The sequence below is a fragment of the Halostella litorea genome, from assembly GCF_004785955.1.
GTDB classification, from domain to species: domain Archaea; phylum Halobacteriota; class Halobacteria; order Halobacteriales; family Natronoarchaeaceae; genus Halostella; species Halostella litorea.
Genome location: NZ_SJER01000005.1, coordinates 53,483 through 74,902, shown reverse-complemented (window position 1 = coordinate 74,902; position 21,420 = coordinate 53,483). Strand labels below are relative to the sequence as shown.

Sequence of the window (21,420 nt, the reverse complement as noted above, 5' to 3'; positions counted from 1 at the left end):
GTTGCAACAGCAGCGACGGTCCCGAACTTTCGTGACAAAAGCTAAGTTCTGGAGACTGGTACCGATGCACATGGAACTGACCGGCGAGTTCGAGTTCGGCCACCAGGACCGGGGAGAGATATACGACTACGTGGAGCGACACGGCTCGATAAAGCCAAAACGCCTGCGCCGCGCGCTCGACATCGAGCCGCGGGCGTTCGGCCACCACGTCGCCATCCTGAAGCGCGACGGCGTCCTGGCGGAGGTCGACGGCGAACTCCGCGTCGCCTTCGAGGACGTCGACGAGGAGGAGTTCAGCGCCGACGGCGTCGACTGCACGATCCGCGGGGCGCGTCAGGAGGACCTCACCGGCCTCGTCGGCGCGATCCGCGAGGTCGCGGAGGAGGGGGCGTACATCGAGGCCGAAACGGTCGCCGACGTGGTCGACCACGAGGAGGTGCTGATCCGCCACAACCAACTGGAGTCCCGCGTGTTCTTCGTCGCGACCGTCGAGGACGACGTGGTCGGCTGGGTCCACCTCAACGTCCCGGAAGTCGGCAAGCTCCGCCACACCGCGCGGCTCACGCTCGGCGTCCTGCCCGAGTACCGCGGCCGCGGCATCGGCGGCCGGCTGATGGACCGGGGCGTCGACTGGGCGGCCGACGAGGGCTACGAGAAGATCTACAACAGCATCCCCTCGACGAACCAGGCGGCGATCCAGTTCCTCGCGGGCCACGGCTGGGAGACCGAGGCCATCCGCGAGGACCACTACAAGCTCGGCGACGACTACGTCGACGAAGTGATGATGGCGCGCTGGCTCTGAGCCGGGTCGCTACAGGTCGGCGCCCTCCAGCGGGTCGGCGACGACCCCGTCCCGCTGTCCGAGGGTCCGCGCGTGGGCCGCACAGACGACCCGGTTCTCCGTCCACGGGATCCGCAACAGCACCGCCGCCTCGCGGTCGCAGCCGTCCTCGGTACACTCCCGCATGGGCGGGCGTTCGCCGCCGGACGCCTTCGGTGTACCGGTGCCCGTCACTCCCCGTACCGCTCGCGCTCCGCCAGCGCCGTCCCGTCGCCGTACGCCGCGACGAGCGGCGCGTACGCGTCGCCGAGCGCGCGCATGCACTGCCGGGCCGACGGGTAGTCGAGTTCGTCCGCGACCGCCGACCAGTCCCGCGCCTGCAGCGCCCGCAGCACGAGCAGGCGCTCCTCGCGGGGCGTCAGGTCCGCCTCGCGGTCGGCGAGGTGGGCGACGGCGAGCCGCCGGAACGGCGACGGCGACACGTCGAACAGCCCGGGGCCGAACGCGGCGTCCGCGACCACGCGCCACTCGTACGGCGTCAGGTCGACCGCGGGGCTCGTCGCGACCGAGCGGAGGACCGCGCTGACCACGTCCGGGTCCGCGTCGTCGAGCGCGTCCGAGAGGACGCCGCCGATCCGGCCGAGGAAGCGCCGCGCGTTGCGGTCCCGCAGGTCCCGGCCGGCCGGGGAGAGCGGCGCGAGCATCACCGCGGAGTACTCCCCGCTCGCGTCGTTGCGGGTGGTCGAGAGGTGGACCGACGAGAAGCCGTTTTCGTGCCAGAAATCGACGAGGCCGGGCTGTGCGCCGTAGCCGACGCTGAGGTAGTCCAGCCCGTCGAACTCGTCGCGGACGGCGTCGAGCAGCCGTGAGCCGAGGCCGCGCGACCGGACGGCGTGGTGGGTGGCGATCCGGACGACGCGGAGGCCGGCGGGCGCCCCGGCGTCCTCGTCGCGCAACTGGCTCGTCAGCACGTCCGGCACCATGTTCCCCTTCACCCGCGCGCCGTCGTACATCTCGCGGCGCAGGTCGGCCGGCAGGTCGCCCTCGCGGGCGAGCAGCGCGACGCTGACGACGTGGCCGCCCCGGCAGAGCGCGCGGGCTTCGAGGTTCGGCGCGTCCAGCAGGCGCGCGAGGTCGTTCGGCTCCGTCCGGTAGTGGGCCAGCACGAGCAGGCCGAACGCCTCCCGGAGCAGGCGCTCGTCGGCGGCAAGCTCCGCGGGGTCGAGCCGCCGATAGATCGCGTCGTCCGGCGACGCGCCGGCGACGACCGGCTCGACGGCCGGCCGCGCGTCCAGCAGGAGCGCGCGGAACGCCCACACCTCGACGGGGTCGCCGCCGGCGTACCGGATCGGGTCGACGAGGCGCACGTCGGTCGCCTCGTGGCCGCGCTCCGCCAGCCGGTCCCGGAACCGGACCGAGAAGCCGCGGCCCGCGCCCTCGTAGCCGTGGACGGTCGTGACGAACGCGACGCGGTCGGCCGCGAGGAACGACTCCAAAAGCGAGACGGGCAGCGCCGCGGCCTCGTCGACGAACAGGACGTCCGGATCGTCCGGCAGGCTCGCGGCCTCGGCCGCTTTGGCGAACCGGACGCGACCGCCGCCGTCGGCGTCCAGTCGCTGCGGGTTCGCCGGGTCGCCATCGCTGCCCGCGAGCGCGTCTTCCGATTCGAGCAGTTCGCGGGCGCGCAGGAACCCCTCGCGGGCGCTCCGGTACTGTTGTGCCGCGACCAGCACGTCGTCGCCCGCGAGCGCGAGCGACGCCGCGGCCAGCCCCGCGGCGCTCGACTTCCCGCGGCCGCGGTCGGCCTCCGCGACGACCGCCTGCCCGGGATCGCGCAGGCGCTCGAACGCGCGGACGGCGTCGGCCTGGTCGCCCGTCAGGCAAGCCTCGTAGGCGGCCCGCGGGAAGACGGCGTCGTCCGGGACCGCGACCGGGTCCGCCGGCAATCGGGGGGCGGGGTCGGTCAGGCCGTCCCGTTCGACGGCGTCCGCGTCGGCGTCGTACACCGCGACGCCGCGGTGCTCGCGGAGCGTCCGGACGAACCGCCGCCGGAAGTGCCCGGTGACGTCGTCGACGCCGAACGGCGGCACCGCGAGCCCCTCGTCGAACCCGTCGCGGCGCTCGGGCCACTCGTCCAGCGGCGGCGTCAGCAGGACGAACAGCCCGCCGCCGTCGACCGCCCCGACGACCCTGCCGACGGCGTTGGGGCGGAGTTCGTCGTGGCAGTCGACGGCGACGGCCTCGCGCGTCTCGCCGAGCAGGTCGCCGGCCCGGTGGAGCGGCAACTGCTCGCACCGGAGGCGGTCGTCGGGGCCGACCAGCGTCGTCCGGGCGAGCGGCAGGTCGACGCCGTCGACCACCCGTTCGAGCGCGTCGTAACACGCCGCCCGCTCGCCGGCTAGGACGAGCAGCCGGCGCTGGTCGCTCCGGCGGGCCTCGGCGCGGAGCGACCGGGCGAGGGGGACGACTGACATACCCGCCGGTTCGCCCCGGGCCCTAAGGGGTCTTGCGCTTGTGCCCGCCCGCGGCGGTTTATCGGTCGGGGTCCGCCCCGCTCGCGAGCCGGCGTGTGAGTCGGCGACACGGCGTCGCACGTTTGAAAGCGCTTTTATGGGGTGGTGCGCTATTCGCAGTTACAGCCTGCGCGGGGTTGATGATGCTCCTAGCCACACAGGACTCAAGCCGCCGGCGGGCGGTCGAGGGCCCACCCAGCTGTCCTCGGCCCGCACCGCTGCGGCGACGGCAGGGGAGCGCGAGCCCACGCGCGGGAGGTGACTAACAATGCCAGTATACGCAGATTTCGACGTCCCGGCCGACCTCCAGGACGACGCCATCGAGGCGCTCGAGGTCGCCCGAGACACAGGAACGGTGAAGAAAGGCACGAACGAAACGACGAAGGCGGTCGAGCGCGGCAACGCGGCGCTCATCTACGTCGCCGAGGACGTCCAGCCCGAGGAGATCGTCATGCATCTCCCCGAGCTGGCCGACGAGAAGGGCATCCCCTACGTCTTCATCGACAACCAGGACGACGTCGGCCACGCGGCCGGCCTGGAAGTCGGCAGCGCCGCCGCGGCGGTCGTCGACGCCGGCGAGGCGGACGACGACGTCGAGGACATCGCCGAGAAAGTCGAGGACCTCCGCTGAGGCGATAACTCATGAGCGCTGAAGAGTCCGAAGACGGATCCACGCCCGCAGAGGTCATCGAGATCGTGGGCAAGACCGGGATGCACGGCGAGGCCATGCAGGTCAAGTGCCGCATCCGGGAAGGCGAGAACCAGGGCCGTATCATCACGCGGAACTGCCTCGGCCCCGTCCGCGAGGGTGACGTGCTGCAGCTCCGCGAGACGGCCCGCGAGGCAGACTCCATCGGGGGGCAGTAACGATGCCACAGACCCGGGAGTGTGACTACTGCGGCGCGGACATCGAGCCCGGCACCGGGACGATGTTCGTCCGCACCGACGGCACCACGATCCACTACTGCTCCAGCAAGTGCGAGAAGAACGCCGACCTGGGTCGCGAACCGCGCGACACCGAGTGGACCGAGGAGGCCCACGCCCAGAAGGAGCGGCGCGCCGCACAGTCGGAGCGAGAGTCTGCCGCCGAGGCGGACCGGGAGGAACAGGACGAGACGGCCGAGGCCGAGGAAGCGGCCGCCGACGAGGAGGAGGCGACCGAGGACGCCGCTGACGAGAGCAGCGACGAGGACGCCGAGGCGGCCGACGACGTCGAGGAGACCGAAGCATGAGCGAGCGCGAGCGGACGTTCGTCATGGCAAAGCCCGACGCGGTCCAGCGCGGACTCGTGGGCGAAATCGTCTCCCGTCTCGAGGAGCGCGGCCTGAAGCTGGTCGGCGCGAAGTTCATCCAGATGAGCCAGGCGCAGGCCGAGGAGCACTACGCCGAGCACACCGACAAGCCCTTCTTCGACGACCTGACGGACTTCATCACGTCCGGTCCGGTCGTCCCCATGGTGTGGGAGGGGCAGGACGCCACCCGGCAGGTGCGCCAGATCATCGGCGACACCGACCCGGCCGAGGCCGCGCCCGGCACCATCCGGGGCGACTACGCCCTCGACCTGGGCAGGAACGTCGTCCACGCCGCGGACCACGAGGACCCCGGCGCGAACGAGCGCGAGATCGACCTCTACTTCGACGAGGAGGAACTGGTCGACTACGAGCGCGTCGACGAGACCTGGCTGTACGAGTAACCGCTTTCGCACCCTTCATTTCGCCGCCGCCCGTACCGACGAGCGATGGCTCCGATGGCGATCCTCCACGCCGGCCACGGCGACCCCGTCCCGGGGCTCCTGCTCGGCGTCACGTTCGGCGTCTCGCTGGCCGGCGGGTTCCTGGCCGCGCTCGCCGACCCGGCCGGGCGCGTCCACTACGCGGCGGCGGCCGTCCTCGCGTTCGCGACGGCGTACGTCGTCGCGGAGACGACACCTCACAGCAACGCCCTCGGCGACTCGCCCGGCGTGGTAGCGGCGGCGCTCGCGGTGCCCGCCGCCCACGTCGCGCTTGCGGTGACGCGGCGGGGAAGCCGCCCCGCGTTCCTCGCGGTGCTGTACGCCGCGCCGCTCGTACTGGTCGCGTACCTGCTGGTGCCGGCCTAAACCCGCCCGGGATTTAAGATTCCCCGCTCACACGGGGTGGTATGGACATCGACCGGACCCGCCGGGCGCTGCTCGCCGCCGTCGTCGGCGGCGGCGTGGGCGCGGCGTCGCTCTCGCCCGCCGGCGACCTGCTCGACCGATTCGCGGCACCCTCGGGGAGCGCCTGGGAGAGCGCCCGCCGGTCGGTCCCCGACACCGTCGAGGGCCCGCACGGCCCCGCGACGGTCACGTACGACGACTACCACGTGCCCCACGTCGAGGCCGACACCGAGGACGCGGCGTACTTCGCCGTCGGCTACGTGCAGGCGGCCGACCGGCTGTTCGAGATGGACCTCATCCGCCGACGGATGAACGGGACGCTCTCGGCGGCGTTCGGCGAGCGGACGCTGGAGTCGGACCGGTTCCACGCCAAGATGGACTTCCGGGGGGCCGCGGAGGCCTCGCAGTCGGCCATCGAGGGCACGCGGGCGGCCGAACTGGCGGCGGCCTTCCGGGACGGCGTCAACGCCTACCTCGACGCCGGGCCGCTCCCCCTGGAGTTCGGCCTCCTGGGGTACGAGCCCCGCGAGTGGGAGACGCTCGACACGCTGCTGGTCGGCCAGCAGGTGTCCTGGGGGCTGACGGGCAGTTTCGAGACGCTCCGGCGGGGCGTCCTGCGGGAGGAACTCGACGCCGAAACGTACCGGGAGCTGTTCCCCGCGCGGCTCCCCCACGACTCGCCCATCATCCGGGAGGGGCGGACGGGCGGCGAGGTCCACGGGGCGGCAGAGTCCGGGGACGACGCCCGCGTCGGCGACGCCGCCGGCCCCGAACTGCTGGACTGGCTGTCGGCGTTCGAGCCGCCGGACCTCCTCGGGTCGAACCACTGGGTGGTGAGCGGCGAGCACACCGAGAGCGGCAGCCCCGTCTTCGCGTACGACCCGCACCTCACGCTGATGGTGCCCCCGGTCTGGTACGAACAGCACATCGTCGCCGGCGGCGTCGACGTCCGCGGCGCGACGTTCCCGGGGATCCCCTTTGTCGTCACCGGGCAGAACGACCAGGGGGCCTGGGGCTTTACGAACACCGGCGCGGACGTGGTCGACCTCTACACCTACGAGACCGACGACGCCGGCGAGCGCTACCGCCACGACGGCGAGTGGCGCGAGTTCGAGACGGAGACCCGGACCGTCGAGGTGGCGGGCGGCGACGACCGCGAGGTGGCGGTCAGGAAGACCGTCCACGGCGCTTACCTCGACCGGGAGGTCGACGGCGAGACCCAGCACGTCGGCGTCGCCTGGACCGGGATGGGTGGCACCCGCGAGTCGGCGGCCATCTACCGGTTCAGCCGGGCCGGGAGCAAGGGGGAGTTCCTCGACGCGCTCCGCCGGTTCGACGTGCCCACGCAGAACGCGATGTACGCCGACCGCGACGGCGAGACGCTGTACCACACGACCGGGAAGATACCGATCCGCCGCGCCGACGGCGAGGTGGTCCGCGGCGACCGCGTGTTCGACGGCTCCGCCGGCGCGGTCGAGTGGGACGGGTTCGAGCCGTTCGGCGTATCCACGTGGGAGGCCGACGGCGAGGCCGAGGCGTTCGTCCCGTTCGGGGACAAGCCCGGCGTCGACAACCCGGACTACCTCGGGACCGCCAACCAGCGGCCGCTGGACGACCCCAAGTACCCCATCGGGCAGGAGTACGCGTCCGGGTTCCGGGGCCAGCGCATCTACGAGTGGCTGGACCGGGTCGTCGAGGACGGCGGCGGCGTCGACCGCGAGTGGATGGCGTCGCTACAGAACGACACACTGGACATACGGGCGCGTGAACTGGTGCCCGCCGTCCTCGACGCCCGGGACCGGATGCCCGCGGCGGCCGACCCCTGGCTCGACGCCATGGCCGACTGGGACTACCGGATGGACCGCGACTCGGCGGCCGCCCTCGCCTTCCGGATCTGGTACGAGGAGTTCCGCCGGGCGACCTGGGCCGACGACTTCGAGGCGCTCGGGCTGGACGAGAGCTACTGGCCCCAGGAGCGCGTGCTGGTGTCGCTGCCGGCCGACCACGCGGCCTTCGACGGCGACCGCGCGGAAGTCCTCGCGACGGCGATGGACGCTGCCGTCGACCGCATCGAGGACGCGGGCTGGGAGACCTACGGCGACTACAACGTCACCGCGATCGACCACCAGTTCGGCGGGCAGGTGTCGGCGCTGAACTACGACCGGCTGCCGACCGACGGGTCGGCGTACACCGTGTTCAACTACCGCAAGGAGGGCGGGGCCGGCAGTAGCTGGCGGATGATCACCCCGATGGGCGACGCCGAGTCCCGCAGCGTCATTCCCGGCGGCCAGGACGGGTCGTACTTCTCCGAGCACTACGACGACCAGCTCGAACTCTGGGCGGACGGCGAGTACAAGCCGATGCGGCGGGAGGTGCCCGACGGCGACCCCGACGTGACCGTCGAGGGGGGTGGAGAATGAGCGACGCGACGGCCGAATCCGGCGAGGCGGACGCGCCGGGCGACCGGGACGGACTGCTCGCCGCCCTCGACCGCCGGGTCGCTGCGTTCCGGGCCGACGACCGGCGGCGTCGGATCGCGCTGGTGGTCGCGCTCGTGGCTGGCGTCGGCGTGGCCTGGCTCCACTGGCTCGGCCTGGTGTTCGCGGGCGCGCTGGTCGGACTCACCCGCCGGAGCCTCCCCCGCGCACTCGCAGCGGGCGTCGCCGTCGGCGTGATCGTCCTGGCGACGTTCGTCCTCCTGTCGCCGGCGATGGGGGCCGGCGAACTGCTCGCGCTCGGACAGCCCGCATACGTCGCCGTCGGGTCGGCGCTGGCGCTGCCGCTGCTGGGCTCGCTGACTCGCGGCGTCGTCTAACACGGCTAAAAATTCGCCGCCGTCAGTCGTCGGCTACCACCGCGCGACTGCGGCTTCCCGCTGACTCCTCCGCCACTCAGTCGTCGGCGCTGACCGCGCTCCGCCCGACGTCTATCTCGCCCTCGTCCAGTTCGGCCTCGACCTCGCGGGTCGCCTCGACCATGTTGGCCATCTTCTCGTAGGCGACCTCGCGGGGCAGGAGCTTCAGCCCGCAGTCCGGGCTGACGACGAGTTGCTCGGGCGGGACGACCTCCAGGCCCTTCTTGACGTTTTCCTTTATCTCCTCGACGGACTCGACCTCGGCGACGTGGACGTCGGTGACGCCGAGCGCCAGGTCCTTCGTGAACTCGGGGTCCTTGAACACGTCGAGTTGCTCGTAGTCGCCGTTCGCGAGTTCGAGGTCGAACTCGTCGACGGGGAACTCGAGGATCTCCGGGTAGATGCGGAAGTAGTCGCCGTAGCAGACGTGCAGGCCGATGCGCACGTCCTCCGGGATGTCGTCGACGATGCGCTCCAGGCAGTCGCCGACGATGGCGTGGTCGTCCGGCGTCGTCGCCAGCGCCGGCTCGTCGATCTGGATGTAGCGCGCGCCGGCGTCGACGAGTTTCTCTATCTCCTCGTTGACGAGGTCGGCCAGGTCGTTGGCCAGCGCCGCGTCGTCCTCGTAGGCCTCGTTGAAACACCAGGAGGCGAGCGTGTACGGACCGGTGATCGGCACCTTCACCGGGCGGTCGGCGACGTCGGCGGTGAACTCGTACTCGTCGACGAGCCACGACTCGTCGTACTCGACGTCGTCGACGACGCTCGGCTTGTCGAAGGTGTTGTGGCCCCACACCTTGACGGGACCCTTGAACTCGTAGCCCTCGATGCGGTCGGCGAAGAACTCGACCATCTCGTTGCGGCGCATCTCGCCGTCGACGACCACGTCGAGGCCGGCCCGTTCGTGCTCCTCGGTGATGAGCCGCGAGCCGTCGTCCTTGGCTTCCTCCCAGGCGTCCTCGTCGAAGTCGGCGTCCTCGTCCTCGTAGAGGTCGCGGGCGCGGTCGAGCCACTTCGGCTTGGGGTAGCTCCCGACGACCGTCGTCAGGATGAAGCTGTCGTTCGGGTGGTCCGCCGGACGGAACTGCTCTTTGTTCTCGTTGGTCATGCTGTCACCTCCTGGGTCGACGCGGCCTCGGCCAGCGCCGCCAGTTTCCGCTCGAACTCGGCGTACGGCAGGTAGAACGACTCGGTGTTGACGGTGAGGTACGCGCGGTCGAACTCCGCGCCGGGGGTCTGTTCCTGCACCCACTCGACGCGCTCGCGGATGGCGTCGGGCTCCTCCTGGAGCGTGTTCTGCCCGTTCACGAGGCCGAGCGCCACGTCGTCGGTCGCGCCGTACTCGTTGATGTTGTACAGGTTGTCCTCCTGCTCGTTCACGAAGTCGAAGCCGACGGCGTCGACGTCCGCGTCGAGCAGGTGGGCGTACACCTTCTCGTCGAGCGCGCCCCAGTAGGTGTGGGCGACCACGTCGGCGTCGACGGCGCTCGCGACGGCGTCGATAGCCTCGCTGGCGCGCTCGTCTTCGCCGTCCTCGGGCGGGTTCTCGACGAGCGACGGCTCCAGCAGGAACAGCGTCTCGACGTCGGGGAACGCGTCCGCCTCGTCGGCGAGGAAGTCGGCGACCGCGTCGAGGAACTCGGCCTCGTCGCCGTAGTGCTCGTCGGTCGCGAGGTCGGCCAGCGAGTACGGACCGGGGAGCACCGCCTGCAGCGAGTCGGTGCGCTCGGCGGCGGCCTCCAGTTCCGCGGCCACGTCGCCGTCGAACGTCAGGTCGCCCGTGACGACGGGGTCGCGGTAGAAGTTGTTGTTGTCGTAGTAGCGCACGATGCCGCGGGTCTCCACGTTGTCGTGGACGGCCAGCGGGTGCGCGAGCATGTCGTCCCAGCGCAGTTGCCCCTCGCCGACCAGGTCGAGGCCGGCTTCGGTCTGGAGGTCGACGACTTCGGCGCGCGCCTCGTCGTACGTCGCGACGATGTCGTCGCCCTCGTTACCGCTTATCAGGTCGTGCTTCTGGTGTCCTTTCAGGTCCGAAAGGTCGTCTTTCGCCCAGTCCGGGAGCGGGAACAGCCCCGGGGAGGCCGCTACGAGTTCCGTCATTGGTAGCTACGGCTAGGACATGATGCCCTATAATATTTCTCCTTCCAGTAAATGCGCTGTAGTTATGACAATGGTTGGCAAGGGACACGTTCCGGTCGTCGCGAGCGACGCGCGCCGCCGGTCAGTCCCGCCGGAGCGCCTGCACGGTCAGCGTCTCGAACGGGAACGACTCCTCGGCGACCGTCTCGGCGGCGAACCCGCGGTCGGCCGCGCGGGCCAGCACCTCGTCGACCCCAGTGAGACTGCTCACCAGCAACAGGACGACGCCCGACGGCGCGAGGACGCGCCCGACCGCGTCGAGGAACGGGTCGACGACCGCCCGCCCCGTCTCGCCGCCCGACAGCGCCACCTCCATCCAGTCGTCGCGCTCTGCCTCCTCGTTCGCCGGGAGGTACGGCGGGTTGAACAGGACGGCGTCGAACGCGCCGTCCCGGAAGGGAGCGACGAGGTCCGCCCGCACCACGTCGAGGTCGACGCCCGCCTCGGCCGCGCGCTCCCGGGCCTGCCGACACGCGTGGGGGTTCAGGTCCGACGCGACGACGCGCGCGCCGGTCTCGGCGGCGACCGTCCCCGCGACGTACCCCGACCCGGTCCCGACGTCCAGCACCCTGTCGCCGGCCGCGACCGCCTCGACCGCCGCGGTCGCAAGGAGGTCCGAGTCCTCCGCCGGCTGATACACCTCCGTCTCCAGCCCGCGGCGGTCGGCCAGATCCGTCATTCGTCCCCGCCGTCGGTCGCCGTCGGGGCTGCCTCGCGGCGCTCGGCGGTGCGGAACCCCTCGGTCTCCTCGCGGCCCATGAGTTCGCGCTGCGGGAACGGGATCTTGATGCCGTCCTCCGCGAACGCCGACTTCACGTTCTGGATGACCCCCGTTCGGGCGCGCCATTTGCGGCGGGCGCTGGGCTTGTCGATCCAGAACCGTAGGCCGAGGACGACCGACGAGTCGTCGAACCGCTTGGTGACAACCTGTGGCGTCGGCACCGTGAGCACCTCGTCGACCTCGCCCATCGCGGCCTTCGACACCTTCGAGGCGCGCTCCACGTCGGCCTCGTAGTCGACGCCGACCTCGACTTCCAGCCGGAGCCGTCCCTTCCGCGTCCGGTTGATTATCGTGTTGCCCGACACCACGTCGTTGGGGATCATCACGTACTCCCCGTCGAACGTCTGGATGCGCGTGTTGACGATGGTGATGTCCGTGACGATCCCCTCCTCCTCGCCGATCTCGACCCAGTCGCCGATCTCGAACGGCCGGGCGAACATCAGTACGAACCCGGCGAGCATCGCGCCGAGCGTCTGTCTGGCCGCCATGCCGACGATGATGCCGAGGAAGCCGGCCCCGACGAGCAGCCCCGACAGGTCGAAGTCCCACACGCCGAGGACGACGATGATCGCCAGCGACCAGAGGATCACCTGGGTCAGCCGGAGCGTGATCTCCCGCTGGTGCTCCGAGACCGCGTGGCTGGACCCCTGAAGCTCCGCCAGCAGGCGCTTCGTGAAGCGGATCAGGACGTGCGTGCCCACGATGACGACCAACGTGAACGCGATGTCGGGGATCGCCTCGCTGCCCAGCCCTAACCGGCCGACTGCGTCGCTGGCCAGGTCCGCTTGCCCCCAGACGCCGACGCTGACAAGCGCCGCGCCGAGGAAGCCGACGACGAACCCGACGGTCGTGACGACGTCGGCCCAGATCGGCTTGACGTACGCGCTCAGTTTGGCCTGTGCGACCCGCGACAGCCGTGCGACCGTGAACACGGCGACGAGACAGAGTGCGGTGATCGCCACCCGCGCCTCGACGGACTGGAACACGTCCGATAGTTGGTTCACCGACTCCGCGAGGCTAGCCAGCATCCTCGACCACCCCGACGTCCGCCGCCAGCGTCGCCAGCGCCGCGAACTCCGCGGGCGTCACGGTCCCCGCCCGCCTGCTCATCAGCGACTCGTCGGCCGCCTCGACCACGGCGTCCGGGTCGTCGAGCCCCGAGATGTGGGCGGTGTTCCGGACCGCGTTGCGCATCGTCTTGCGCCGCTGGGTGAAAAGCGCCTTCACGAACCGCAGGAAGAACTCGTCGTCCTCGACCTCGTATTCGGGCTCCCGCGGCGTCGTCCGCACGACCGCGCTCTCGACGGCCGGCGGCGGCGAGAACGCCTCCTTCGGCACGGTCTCGACGACCTCCACCTCCGCGTAGTGGCCCGCCGACACCGAGAGCCGCCCGTACTCGTCGCTCCCGGGGGCGGCCGCCATCCGCTCGGCGAACTCCGTCTGGAACATCAACACGAGCGGTTTCCCGAGGGGCAACAGCCGGAAGGCGATCTCGCTGGACGCGCCGTAGGGCAGGTTCGACACTGACGCGGTGAACTCCGGCAGGTCGACGTCCAGCGCGTCGCCCTCGACCACGACGAGATCGCCGGCGTCGATCTCCGCGGCGAACTCCTCGCGCAGGAAGGCGGCCAGCTCCGGGTCCCGCTCTATCGCCGTCACCCTGTCGGCGACGCCGAGCAGCCTGTCGGTCAGCGCGCCGGTGCCCGCGCCGATCTCCAGAACGTGCGAGCAGTCGGCCCCGGCGTCGACCGCGTACGACGGGAGGCGGTCCAGCACGCGGTCGTCGACCAGGAAGTGCTGGTCGCGGTTCGGGTCCCCGCTGACTCCCGCCCGCGCCAGGAGTCCGTCTGGGTCTCTCATTCGGTTACCCGCCGGTATGCAACGGACGGTTTAAAACCCTCCGGGAGAGCGAGGTTACTCGCCGTCGCCGTCCCGCCCGACGAACGCCCGGTACTTCAGGTCCTCGTCCCGGATCTCCTCCAGGATCCGCTCTGCCAGCACGCCCTTCGGGTCGTGCAGGCCGGCGATCCGCTCCTCTAGGTCCTCGAAGCTCTCGAACCGACCCCGCTTTCGCTCGTCCAACACGTTGTTCCGGAGCTTCTTGCCGATCCCGGGCAGCAGGTTGAGCTGGTGGAGCCGCAGAGTGATCGGCTGGGCGTCGTTGTAGAAGTCGACGAACCGCTCCTCGTGTTCCGTCACTACCTCCTCGATGACGTACTCGAGTTCCGACTGTGCCCCACCGGACAGGTCCTCGTACTCGACCGTTCGAATCCGGTCGATCTCCTCGCGTTCCTCCCGCGGTTCCACGACGACCGTGTCACCGATAGCGGCGTCCGCGTCCTCCTCGAAGACGATCTCGAAAAGCTCGAAGTCCTCCTTCCCGACCGCGTACGCCAGCGGCGGCTTCTGGTACTGCGGCCTGTCGTCGTCCGCCCGCCCGTGTGGCATGTAATCCAGCAACACTGCCCGGCGGACCGCCGACTCGTCGCTGTCGGTGTTGGTCATCCTGACGTACGCGTACGGCGACCGGACACTTAAACCGTCGCCCGCGGAGAAATCGCGTGCCGATCAGACGTACTTGGCGACGACGTTCAGCACGTCGTCCAACTCCTCGCCCGACAGGGAGTACCGCTCCTGTGCGAACACGGCGCGGAGCTCGTCCCGGTCCCGCGGCAGCAGGTCGGCGATCTTGTACGCGGTCGCCTCGTCGACCTTCTCCAGTTCGAGCAGCTCCTCGACCAGTTCGCGTGACTCCTCCGGCGTGAGGAGGGCAAAGCGGTTCACGTGCTCGATCGCTCGGGCGAGCTCGTACCGCATCTCGCGGTCCTCGTCGGCGGCCCGCTCCGCCTCCACGTCGGCGAGCAGCTCCTTGGCCTCGGAGATGGTGAGGTAGTCCTCGTCTACCTTCTCTTTGAAGATGGTCATGCTACTGCTGTGCGCGCAGGTGCTGCGGGGCGACGATCAGGGTCTTGTCCTTGCCGCCGTCGTTGATGGCGACCTTGAAACAGCTCCCCTGCTCGCCCTCGACCTCACCCGTCCGTCCGTCGAAGCGGGGGTGGAAGCGGCCGTCCGGCACGCTCGGGTCGATCTTCAGGTGGACCTTCTGGCCCGCCTCGAAGTCCTGGATCGCTCGCTGGGGCGGCGACGTGCCGCGGTCGCGGGGGTCGTTCGAGAGTTTGTTCCGTGTTTTCTTGCGAGGGCCGTCGGAGTTCGGCATAGTCGTGCCCTGTCCTTGTCCGCTGACGGTTATAAAAGGTGCGTTCCCGCCTCGTCGGTCCGTTCGCGACCGCCACACCGTTCGGCACACGGGACGAGAGAGGTACTACTTTCCGCGGCCGCCCCGTTGTGGCGACCATGTCCGACGACGACTTCCGCATCGAGACGCGGTCGATCCACGCGGGCCAGGAGCCCGACGAGGAGACCGGCGCGCTGATGACGCCGATCCACGCCAACTCCACCTACGAGCAGGACGCCCCCGGCGACCACCGCGGTTACGAGTACTCCCGGACGGGCAACCCCACCCGCACCGACCTCGAAGCGAACCTCGCCAGCCTGGAGAACGCCGAGCACGGCCGCTGTTTCTCCTCGGGGATGGGCGCGATAAACACCGTTCTCAACCTGCTGGAGGCGGGCGACCACGTCGTCAGCGGCGAGGACATCTACGGCGGGACACGACGCATCTTCGACCAGGTGTACACGCAGTACGACGTGGAGTTTTCCTACGTCGACATGACCGACCTGGACGCCATCGAGGCGGCGTTCCGCGACGAGACGGCGCTGCTGTGGCTGGAGACGCCGACAAACCCGCTTATGTCTATCGTCGACATCGCGGGGGCGGCCGAGATAGCCCACGACCACGACGCGCTCTGTGCCATCGACAACACGTTCGCCACGCCGTACCTCCAGCGCCCGCTGGACCTCGGCGCTGACGTGGTCACGCACTCGCTGACGAAGTACCTCGGCGGCCACTCCGACGTCGTCGGGGGAGCCTTGCTGACGAACGACGACGAACTGGACGAGCGCTTCGGCTTCTACCAGAACAGCGTCGGCGCGACGCCCGGGCCTCACGAGTGTTTCCTCGTCCTCCGAGGCACGAAGACGCTCCCCGTCAGGATGGACCGCCACTGCGACAACGCCCGGGAACTGGCCGCGTGGCTCGACGACCACCCCGACGTCGACACCGTGTACTACCCCGGGCTGGAGTCCCACCCGGGCCACGACGTCGCCGCCGAGCAGATGGACGACTTCGGCGGGATGCTCAGCTTCGAACTCGACGCCAGCCTCGACGAGGCCGCCGAGTTCGTCTCCAGCACCGACGTGTTCACGCTCGCGGAGAGCCTCGGCGGCGTCGAGAGCCTCATCGAGCAGCCCGCGACCATGACCCACGCCTCGATCCCCCGCGAGGAGCGCGTCGCGGCCGGGCTCTCCGACGGCCTCATCCGGGCGAGCGTCGGGGTCGAACACGTCGAGGACCTGAAAGCCGACCTCCGACAGGCGATGGAGTCGGCCTTGGAATAGCGTGCAGGCGGCGCGCCGGTCCGCGAGGGGTGTCCCGCGCTCCCGCCCCGTCCCCCTCACGACGAGTCGTCAGGTCACGGCGGGTGTGGTCCCGGCTTCGCGGATAAACCCTCGGCTGTCCGTCGTGAGTTACCCGCGTGTCGCGGTCGGTGCGCGACGAACGGGTGAAAAGGAACGAACCGAGCGCTCGGTTCGCGTGCGCGTCGTTATATCCGGCCGACGTTCTCGACTTCGACGCTCTCGACGCCGTCGACGTTGCCGAACTCCTCCTCGACGGCCTCCGTCCCGCCCGCGTCGTCGGGGACGATGACGGTCGGGTAGAGGGCGACGAGCCCGAACGCGACCTCGTCGCGCTCGACGCCGTTTATCTTCGCGCCCTCCGGCAGGGTGTTCTCCAGACGCTCCTGGAGGTCGTCCAGGTCGACGTCCGGGCTCTGCGGCATGACCTTGATCTTGGCGGCTACCTTCCCCATGGTTACGGTCCCGTGAACCCGCAGTCCGGGCACTTGTAGAGGTTGCTCTGCTTGCGACACTTCGAACACCGGTAGATCTGGTGCCCACAGTCCGGACACTTGAACGCGGCGGCGGTCGTCCCCGAGATGTTGATCCCGCAGGAGACACACTTCTGCGCTCGTTTCTGTTCCGACTCGCTCATACACACCCGTACCGCCCGGCCACTTTTAACCGTTGTTTTTCGCGTCGGGAAACTATCGGTCCAGTCGAGCGTCAGAGTCCGAGCGCCAGCGGCCCGATGAGCACGCCCATGAGGTGAACCCGCCGCACGCCGAGGCGAACGGGCACCAGCCCGAGCGCGGCGCTGACGGCGAACGCCGCGACGCCGACGATCCCCGCGAACAGCGCGGAGAGACAGACCAGCAGCGCGAGCACGGTGAGCGAGAGCCGGCGGTAGTCCATCCGCCCGACGACCCGCAGGTACCGGTCCCCGAGCGCGAGCACGAGACAGAACCCCGCGACGCTCGCCAGCGCCGCGGTGCCGACGAGCAGCGGCAGGTTCAGCGGCGCGCCGACCTCGTCGAACGCGACGAGCACGCCGGTCCGTGGCTGGCGGATGGCGACGAGCGCGAAGAGGGCGAAGACGGTGTTGGCCGTGTTGACCCCGCTGGTCGCCACGATGTATCCCCTGTCGCCGGCCCCGCCGGGCGCGAGCGCCAACACGGCCACCGCGGCGATGGCGCTCGACACGCCGGGGAGGTAGCCCACCGCCGCGCCCGCGAGCGCTCCGGCCGCGGCCATCCCGAACACCGCCCGCCGCGATGAGGCGACGGTCGGGTCGGCCTGCGGCGGCACGCCGGCACCGTCCAGCGCGTCGACGAGCACGGGCGCGCCGAACAGCCCGGCGAACAGCGGCGTCAGCATCCCGCCGGCGGAGAGCGGCGCGGCCGGCGAGAGATCGAGCGTCAGCGCCCCGAGCGCGGCACTAGCCGCGAACGTCGCGAGGCCGGCCGCCGCCGCGCGGACCGACCGCTCCGTCGCGGCCAGCAGGACGACCACGCCGCCGAGAACCAGGGGTAGGTGCGCGCGCAGCGTCGGATACACCGCAGTCATCGCCTCGGTCACCGGCACCGCGAGCGGGAGCGCGACCGCGACGGCCAGCCCGCTCCCGAGCGCCGAGAGCCGGACCGCCTCGTACCCCTGGCCGGCGATGACGAGGCGGTGGCCGGGGAGCGCCGTCGCCGCCATCGCCGCGTCGGGCACGCCGAGCGCCAGCGCGGGCACCGCGTCGAGGAACGTGTGGACAACCCCCGCCGACAGCATCGCCACGCCGAGCAGGAGCGGCGGGCCGGGTATCTCGCCGGCCGCCGCGGCGAGGACGAGCGCGAAGTTGTTGGCGTGGAGCCCGGGCGTCAGGCCGCTGACCGTCCCGAGCGCGACGCCGCCGAGGACGAACGCGAGCACGGCCGCGGCGCTGCCCGGCGCGACGACTACCCTGATGCCGACGAGGTCCATCGCCCCCCGCTGGCCGCGGCCTCGTATTTGAACGTTCGCCGCCCGCGGCGCTCGCGGGATCGCGCAGCCGCGGCTACCGGGTCGGCGTCGATAAAAACGTGTGAGTTGTGATCGCGGCTTAACCGAAGAGTTCGCCGAGGCCCTCGCCGCTGGCCTCGTCGTCGCCGTCGTCCTCGTCGTCGTCGTCCTGCGTGTCCGGCAGGTCCTCCTCGGCCTCTTCGGTCTCCTCGTCGCCGCCCTCGTCGGCGGCCTCCTCGTCGCCACCCTCGGCGGGTGCCGCGGCGGCACCGCCGGCGGGGACTGCGGCGGCCTCGGCGACCGCCTCGTCGATGTCGACGTCCTCCAGCGCGGCCACGAGGGCCTTGACGCGGGACTCCTGCACGTCGACGCCGGCGGCCTCGAGGACGCCGGTGATGTTGTCTTCGTTGAGCTCTTCGCCAGTCTCGTTCAGGATGAGTGCTGCGTAAACGTACTCCATTGTTATCCGAACATGTCGCCGAGTCCTTCCGCGGCGGAGTCCTCGTCGTCATCGTCGTCGGCCTCGTCGGCCGCCTCGGACTCCTCCGCACCGGCGTCGGCGTCGCCGTCCTCGTCAGTCGATTCCTCTTCCTCGTCGGCCTCGGCCGCACCGCCCGCGGCGGGGGCCTCGACGTCCTGCAGCTCCTCGGGGAGCGCCTCCTCGTCGTCGACCTGCGCGGCCAGCGCACGCACCTGTGCGTCCGCCTTGGCCACGAGGTCGTCGGCGAGGTCGGGGCTCTCGATGGAGGCCTGCAGGCCGAGGCTCTTGGCCTCGCCCGTCGCCTTCGAGACGAGCGTCGGGACCGTCTGCGCGGTCGGGTACTCGGCGTTGACCGCGAGGTTCCGGGCGCGCGCGGCGGCCGTCGACACGTCGCTGCGGTACTGCTCGACGTCGATGTCCAGGTCCTCGGGGTCGAACAGGACGCCCTCGCTCACGACGGAGCGCAGGTCCAGCCCGACTTCCTTCGGCTCGATGCCGAGCTCGTTCAGGACGTTCTCCAGGTCGGGCGAGACCTCCTCGCCCTGTTCGAGGACGGTGCTGTCCTCTGTGACCTGGATCGAGCCCTCCATGATGCGGGCCGACGCGCCGACGTTCTGGAGTTCGCCGACGAACGGGCCCGGGTCGACGCCCGTGTCACCCTCGGGGATGACGATGTCGTTGGGCGCGACCTCGCCCGCGCCGATCGGTGCGGGGGTCTTCGAGGCCTCGAGCTCCTGGTACAGCGAGAACGGGTTCTCGTTCGTCCCGATCAGGCCGACCTGTCCCTCGATGTCGTCGGTGAGCTGCTCCAGCCCGCCCTCGACCTCTTCGAGGGCGCGGACGAGCAGCGTGTTCCGACTGACGCGCAGCTCCGCGGTGCCGTGCAGGCCACGGCGCATGTCCTGGAGCTGGCGGCTCGGGATGCCGGCGATGTTGACGACGCCGACGCTCTCGTAGCTCTCGACGAGGTCGACCAGATCGTCGACCTCCTCCCGCTTCCACTCGGGCAGGTTCTGGGTCTTGCGTTCCGCTCCGGCGCTCATATCAGGCCACCTCCACGGCGGGGCCCATCGTCGTCTTGACGAACACCGTGTCGATGTTGAGCGGCCCCTTCTCCAGGTCGGCGTGCAGGCGGCGCATGATGACGTCGATGTTGTCCGCGATCCCCTCGGCGGACATGTCCTCCGCGCCGACGCGGGTGTGGAACGTCCGGCGGTCGCCGCTGCGAAGCTGGACGGTGTTTTTCATTCGGTTGACCGTTTCGACGACGTCGTCGTCCGGGGACAGCGGCGTCGGCATCTTCCCTCGCGGGCCGAGGATGGTACCGAGGTAGCGGCCGATGTCCTGCATCAGCGCCTCCTCGGCGACGAAGAAGTCGGTCTCCTCGGCGAGGTCCTTCGCCGCGTCGTCGTCGTCGCCCAGGTCGGCCAGTTCGTCGCCGTCGAGGACGTCGTCGGCGACGTCCTCGGCGCGGAGGGCGGTCTCGCCCTCCGCGAACACGACGATCTGCGTCTCTTGGCCCGTCCCGGACGGCAGGACGATACTTTCGTCTACACGGTTCGACGGTTCGTTAAGGTCTAGATCGCGCAAGTTGATCGCGAGGTCCACCGTCTCACGGAAGTTCCGCTCGGGGGCGTCCTCGAGTGCGCGGGATACTGCTTGCTCTATCTCCTGGTCTGCCATCGTTCACCTCCGTAGTGCGCAGGAATGCTCCTACGGGTCAGTGAAACAGGCGAAGCCTGTCTCGTTCGGACAGTGGCCCATGTCGAACTTAAACCCGTCGAAGCGAAAGCCCGCCGTAGCGCCCCGCTACCCTCCCCACGGGCCTTTGGGTCGCGCCGTCGTCCGGCCGGTATGACGGGTCACGTCCCGACGACGGCCGCGCTCGCCCTCGGACTCGCCGTCATCCACGCCGCGGCGAAGCACCTCCAGTTGAGCGCGGTGGTCCCGCGGAGCGGGTGGCTGTCCCTCGGCGGCGGCGTCTCGGTCGCGTACGTGTTCGTCCACGTGCTGCCGGAACTCGGCGCGGGGCAGGCGGCCATCGAGGCGACCGACCACCCCGTCGTCGACGCCTTCGCCCACCACGCCTACCTGATCGCGCTGGCCGGGTTCGTCCTGTTCTACGGGCTGGAGCGCTACGCGCGGACCGCCAGCGACGCCGCCGACGGCCGTCCGGACGACGACCCGGCGGCGGGGACGGTACTGTGGGTCCAACTCCTGTCGTACGGCCTGCTCAACGCGACTATCGGCTACCTGCTCGTGGGCTACGCTAGGCAGGGGGAGGGGATCGTCCTGTTCGCGGTGGCGATGGGGTTTCACTTCGTCGTCAATGACGACGGTCTGCGCCGGCATCACGCCGCCGGCTACGACCGGTGGGGGCGGTGGGTCCTCTCGGCGGCGATCCTCGCGGGGTGGGGGCTCGCGCTCGTAGTCGAGGTCGACGAGGCCGCCGTTCTCGCGGCGTACGCGTTCGTCGGCGGCGGCGTCGTGCTGAACGTCATCAAGGAGGAGCTCCCGACCGAGCGGGAGAGCCGCTTCGGCTACTTCCTTGTCGGTGCCGCCGCGTACGCGGCGGTGCTCGTCGCGGTGTGACCGCCGCCCGAACACAGCGGCGGCTACGGGGAACTGCGTCGGAAAGTGAGAACCGGCGTTACGCCGCGGCTTCCTCGGCGAAGTACTCGTCGTACTCGCCGGCGTCGATCTTCTCCTTGAACTCGCGGGGGTTCTCGCCCTCGATGGTGACGCCCAGCGAGGTGCAGGTGCCGACGACCTCCTTCGCGGCGTTCTTCAGGTCGTAGGAGAGCAGGTCGGGGTGTTTCTGCTCCGCGATCTGCTTGACCTGGTCGACCGAGAGGTCGGCGACGAAGGTCTCCTGGGGTTCGCCGCTGCCGGTCTCGAAACCGGCCTCGTCCTTGATCAGTTCCGCCGTCGGCGGGACGCCGACCTCGATCTCGAAGGAGCCGTCGTCCTCGTACTCGACGGTGACGGGCACTTCCGTGCCGTCGAACGCTTCGGTCTGGTCGTTGATCTCACCGACGACGGCCTGTACGTCGACAGGCGTCGGTCCGAGCTCGGGTCCGAGCGGCGGGCCAGGGTTGGCCTCGCCGCCGGGAACGAGCACTTCGATAGTACCGGCCATACCCTGACGAACCCCCGCGCGAGGTTTAAGGGTTGCTTTTCACGCCCGGGGCGTCAACCCGCCACACCCGCCCGCGCGGACCCGCCGATAC

27 protein-coding genes are annotated in these 21,420 nt (G+C 70.4%); 10 read left to right on the top strand and 17 right to left on the bottom strand.

Annotated elements, in window-relative coordinates:
• The first annotated feature begins 70 nt into the window (after positions 1 to 70).
• Complete coding sequence (locus tag EYW40_RS15170) at positions 71 to 802, top strand: GNAT family N-acetyltransferase (RefSeq protein ID WP_135822504.1); 732 nt, start codon at positions 71 to 73, stop codon at positions 800 to 802.
• Positions 803 to 811: 9 nt separating this feature from the next.
• Here EYW40_RS15170 and EYW40_RS19675 read toward each other — a convergent pair whose 3' ends face one another.
• A complete protein-coding gene (locus EYW40_RS19675) occupies positions 812 to 967 on the bottom strand; it encodes a DUF8014 family protein (RefSeq protein WP_161973225.1) in 156 nt (51 codons plus the stop codon).
• A gap of 44 nt (positions 968 to 1,011) precedes the next feature.
• On the bottom strand, positions 1,012 to 3,255 hold the full coding sequence (gene tmcA, locus EYW40_RS15165; RefSeq protein ID WP_135822503.1) for a tRNA(Met) cytidine acetyltransferase TmcA: 2,244 nt from the start codon (positions 3,253 to 3,255) through the stop codon (positions 1,012 to 1,014).
• Between the two features lie 307 nt (positions 3,256 to 3,562).
• Between tmcA and rpl7ae the strand changes: the two genes are divergently transcribed.
• From rpl7ae to EYW40_RS15130, 7 genes are read left to right on the top strand one after another with little or no spacing between them, the layout of a single operon-like run.
• On the top strand, positions 3,563 to 3,925 hold the full coding sequence (gene rpl7ae / locus EYW40_RS15160; RefSeq protein WP_135822502.1) for a 50S ribosomal protein L7Ae: 363 nt from the start codon (positions 3,563 to 3,565) through the stop codon (positions 3,923 to 3,925).
• Between the two features lie 11 nt (positions 3,926 to 3,936).
• Positions 3,937 to 4,161 carry a 30S ribosomal protein S28e gene (locus EYW40_RS15155; protein ID WP_121822578.1) on the top strand — a complete coding sequence of 75 codons (225 nt, stop codon included), beginning with the start codon at positions 3,937 to 3,939 and terminating at the stop codon, positions 4,159 to 4,161.
• Positions 4,162 to 4,163: 2 nt separating this feature from the next.
• Entirely contained in the window at positions 4,164 to 4,526 is a 363-nt protein-coding gene (locus EYW40_RS15150; protein ID WP_135822501.1) for a 50S ribosomal protein L24e, read from the top strand.
• Complete coding sequence (ndk, locus tag EYW40_RS15145; RefSeq protein WP_135822500.1) at positions 4,523 to 4,987, top strand: nucleoside-diphosphate kinase; 465 nt, start codon at positions 4,523 to 4,525, stop codon at positions 4,985 to 4,987. The genes EYW40_RS15150 and ndk overlap by 4 nt, the downstream gene beginning before the upstream one ends.
• 45 nt (positions 4,988 to 5,032) lie before the next feature.
• On the top strand, positions 5,033 to 5,392 hold the full coding sequence (locus EYW40_RS15140; RefSeq protein ID WP_135822499.1) for a hypothetical protein: 360 nt from the start codon (positions 5,033 to 5,035) through the stop codon (positions 5,390 to 5,392).
• A gap of 41 nt (positions 5,393 to 5,433) precedes the next feature.
• Positions 5,434 to 7,851 (top strand): penicillin acylase family protein, encoded by a 2,418-nt coding sequence (locus tag EYW40_RS15135; protein WP_135822498.1) that lies wholly within the window; start codon positions 5,434 to 5,436, stop codon positions 7,849 to 7,851.
• Positions 7,848 to 8,246, top strand: a complete 399-nt coding sequence (locus EYW40_RS15130; RefSeq protein ID WP_202614566.1) for a hypothetical protein — start codon at positions 7,848 to 7,850, stop codon at positions 8,244 to 8,246. Before EYW40_RS15135 ends, EYW40_RS15130 begins: the two co-directional genes overlap by 4 nt.
• Positions 8,247 to 8,322: 76 nt before the next feature.
• On the opposite strand, the gene EYW40_RS15125 is transcribed toward EYW40_RS15130, so the two are convergent.
• From EYW40_RS15125 to EYW40_RS15090, 8 genes are all read right to left on the bottom strand, one after another.
• Positions 8,323 to 9,393 carry a methionine synthase gene (locus EYW40_RS15125; protein WP_135822497.1) on the bottom strand — a complete coding sequence of 357 codons (1,071 nt, stop codon included), beginning with the start codon at positions 9,391 to 9,393 and terminating at the stop codon, positions 8,323 to 8,325.
• The gene (locus EYW40_RS15120) at positions 9,390 to 10,385 is read right to left on the bottom strand and encodes a 5-methyltetrahydropteroyltriglutamate--homocysteine methyltransferase (RefSeq protein WP_135822496.1); all 996 of its coding nucleotides are present in this window, start codon (positions 10,383 to 10,385) and stop codon (positions 9,390 to 9,392) included. The genes EYW40_RS15125 and EYW40_RS15120 overlap by 4 nt, the downstream gene beginning before the upstream one ends.
• Before the next feature lie 121 nt (positions 10,386 to 10,506).
• Entirely contained in the window at positions 10,507 to 11,103 is a 597-nt protein-coding gene (locus EYW40_RS15115; protein WP_135822495.1) for a HemK2/MTQ2 family protein methyltransferase, read from the bottom strand.
• Positions 11,100 to 12,233: a mechanosensitive ion channel family protein gene (locus tag EYW40_RS15110; RefSeq protein WP_135822494.1), complete on the bottom strand. Its 1,134-nt coding sequence runs from the start codon at positions 12,231 to 12,233 to the stop codon at positions 11,100 to 11,102. The genes EYW40_RS15115 and EYW40_RS15110 overlap by 4 nt, the downstream gene beginning before the upstream one ends.
• Complete coding sequence (locus tag EYW40_RS15105; RefSeq protein ID WP_135822493.1) at positions 12,223 to 13,065, bottom strand: 16S ribosomal RNA methyltransferase A; 843 nt, start codon at positions 13,063 to 13,065, stop codon at positions 12,223 to 12,225. The genes EYW40_RS15110 and EYW40_RS15105 overlap by 11 nt, the downstream gene beginning before the upstream one ends.
• Positions 13,066 to 13,119: 54 nt before the next feature.
• Entirely contained in the window at positions 13,120 to 13,710 is a 591-nt protein-coding gene (locus EYW40_RS15100; RefSeq protein WP_135822492.1) for a DUF655 domain-containing protein, read from the bottom strand.
• 63 nt (positions 13,711 to 13,773) lie between these two features.
• Positions 13,774 to 14,130 (bottom strand): RNA polymerase Rpb4 family protein, encoded by a 357-nt coding sequence (locus EYW40_RS15095; protein ID WP_135822491.1) that lies wholly within the window; start codon positions 14,128 to 14,130, stop codon positions 13,774 to 13,776.
• 1 nt (position 14,131) lies between these two features.
• On the bottom strand, positions 14,132 to 14,422 hold the full coding sequence (locus EYW40_RS15090; protein ID WP_135822490.1) for a 50S ribosomal protein L21e: 291 nt from the start codon (positions 14,420 to 14,422) through the stop codon (positions 14,132 to 14,134).
• Positions 14,423 to 14,559: 137 nt separating this feature from the next.
• Here EYW40_RS15090 and EYW40_RS15085 point away from each other — a divergent pair, with 137 nt between their 5' ends.
• Positions 14,560 to 15,723 (top strand): cystathionine gamma-synthase, encoded by a 1,164-nt coding sequence (locus EYW40_RS15085; protein ID WP_135822489.1) that lies wholly within the window; start codon positions 14,560 to 14,562, stop codon positions 15,721 to 15,723.
• A gap of 206 nt (positions 15,724 to 15,929) precedes the next feature.
• On the opposite strand, the gene EYW40_RS15080 is transcribed toward EYW40_RS15085, so the two are convergent.
• From EYW40_RS15080 to EYW40_RS15055, 6 genes are all read right to left on the bottom strand, one after another.
• The gene (locus EYW40_RS15080; RefSeq protein ID WP_135822488.1) at positions 15,930 to 16,196 is read right to left on the bottom strand and encodes an elongation factor 1-beta; all 267 of its coding nucleotides are present in this window, start codon (positions 16,194 to 16,196) and stop codon (positions 15,930 to 15,932) included.
• Between the two features lie 2 nt (positions 16,197 to 16,198).
• On the bottom strand, positions 16,199 to 16,378 hold the full coding sequence (locus EYW40_RS15075; RefSeq protein ID WP_121822564.1) for an HVO_2753 family zinc finger protein: 180 nt from the start codon (positions 16,376 to 16,378) through the stop codon (positions 16,199 to 16,201).
• Between the two features lie 71 nt (positions 16,379 to 16,449).
• Positions 16,450 to 17,691: a tripartite tricarboxylate transporter permease gene (locus EYW40_RS15070; RefSeq protein ID WP_135822487.1), complete on the bottom strand. Its 1,242-nt coding sequence runs from the start codon at positions 17,689 to 17,691 to the stop codon at positions 16,450 to 16,452.
• Between the two features lie 118 nt (positions 17,692 to 17,809).
• Complete coding sequence (gene rpl12p / locus EYW40_RS15065; RefSeq protein ID WP_135822486.1) at positions 17,810 to 18,169, bottom strand: 50S ribosomal protein P1; 360 nt, start codon at positions 18,167 to 18,169, stop codon at positions 17,810 to 17,812.
• Between the two features lie 2 nt (positions 18,170 to 18,171).
• On the bottom strand, positions 18,172 to 19,233 hold the full coding sequence (locus tag EYW40_RS15060) for a 50S ribosomal protein L10 (protein ID WP_135822485.1): 1,062 nt from the start codon (positions 19,231 to 19,233) through the stop codon (positions 18,172 to 18,174).
• A 1-nt stretch (position 19,234) separates the two neighbouring features.
• Complete coding sequence (locus EYW40_RS15055; RefSeq protein ID WP_135822484.1) at positions 19,235 to 19,873, bottom strand: 50S ribosomal protein L1; 639 nt, start codon at positions 19,871 to 19,873, stop codon at positions 19,235 to 19,237.
• A gap of 171 nt (positions 19,874 to 20,044) precedes the next feature.
• Here EYW40_RS15055 and EYW40_RS15050 point away from each other — a divergent pair, with 171 nt between their 5' ends.
• Positions 20,045 to 20,782, top strand: coding sequence for a hypothetical protein (locus EYW40_RS15050; RefSeq protein ID WP_135822483.1), 738 nt, complete (start codon positions 20,045 to 20,047; stop codon positions 20,780 to 20,782).
• 58 nt (positions 20,783 to 20,840) lie between these two features.
• Here EYW40_RS15050 and EYW40_RS15045 read toward each other — a convergent pair whose 3' ends face one another.
• A complete protein-coding gene (locus tag EYW40_RS15045; protein ID WP_135822482.1) occupies positions 20,841 to 21,329 on the bottom strand; it encodes a 50S ribosomal protein L11 in 489 nt (162 codons plus the stop codon).
• Positions 21,330 to 21,420: the final 91 nt, after the last annotated feature.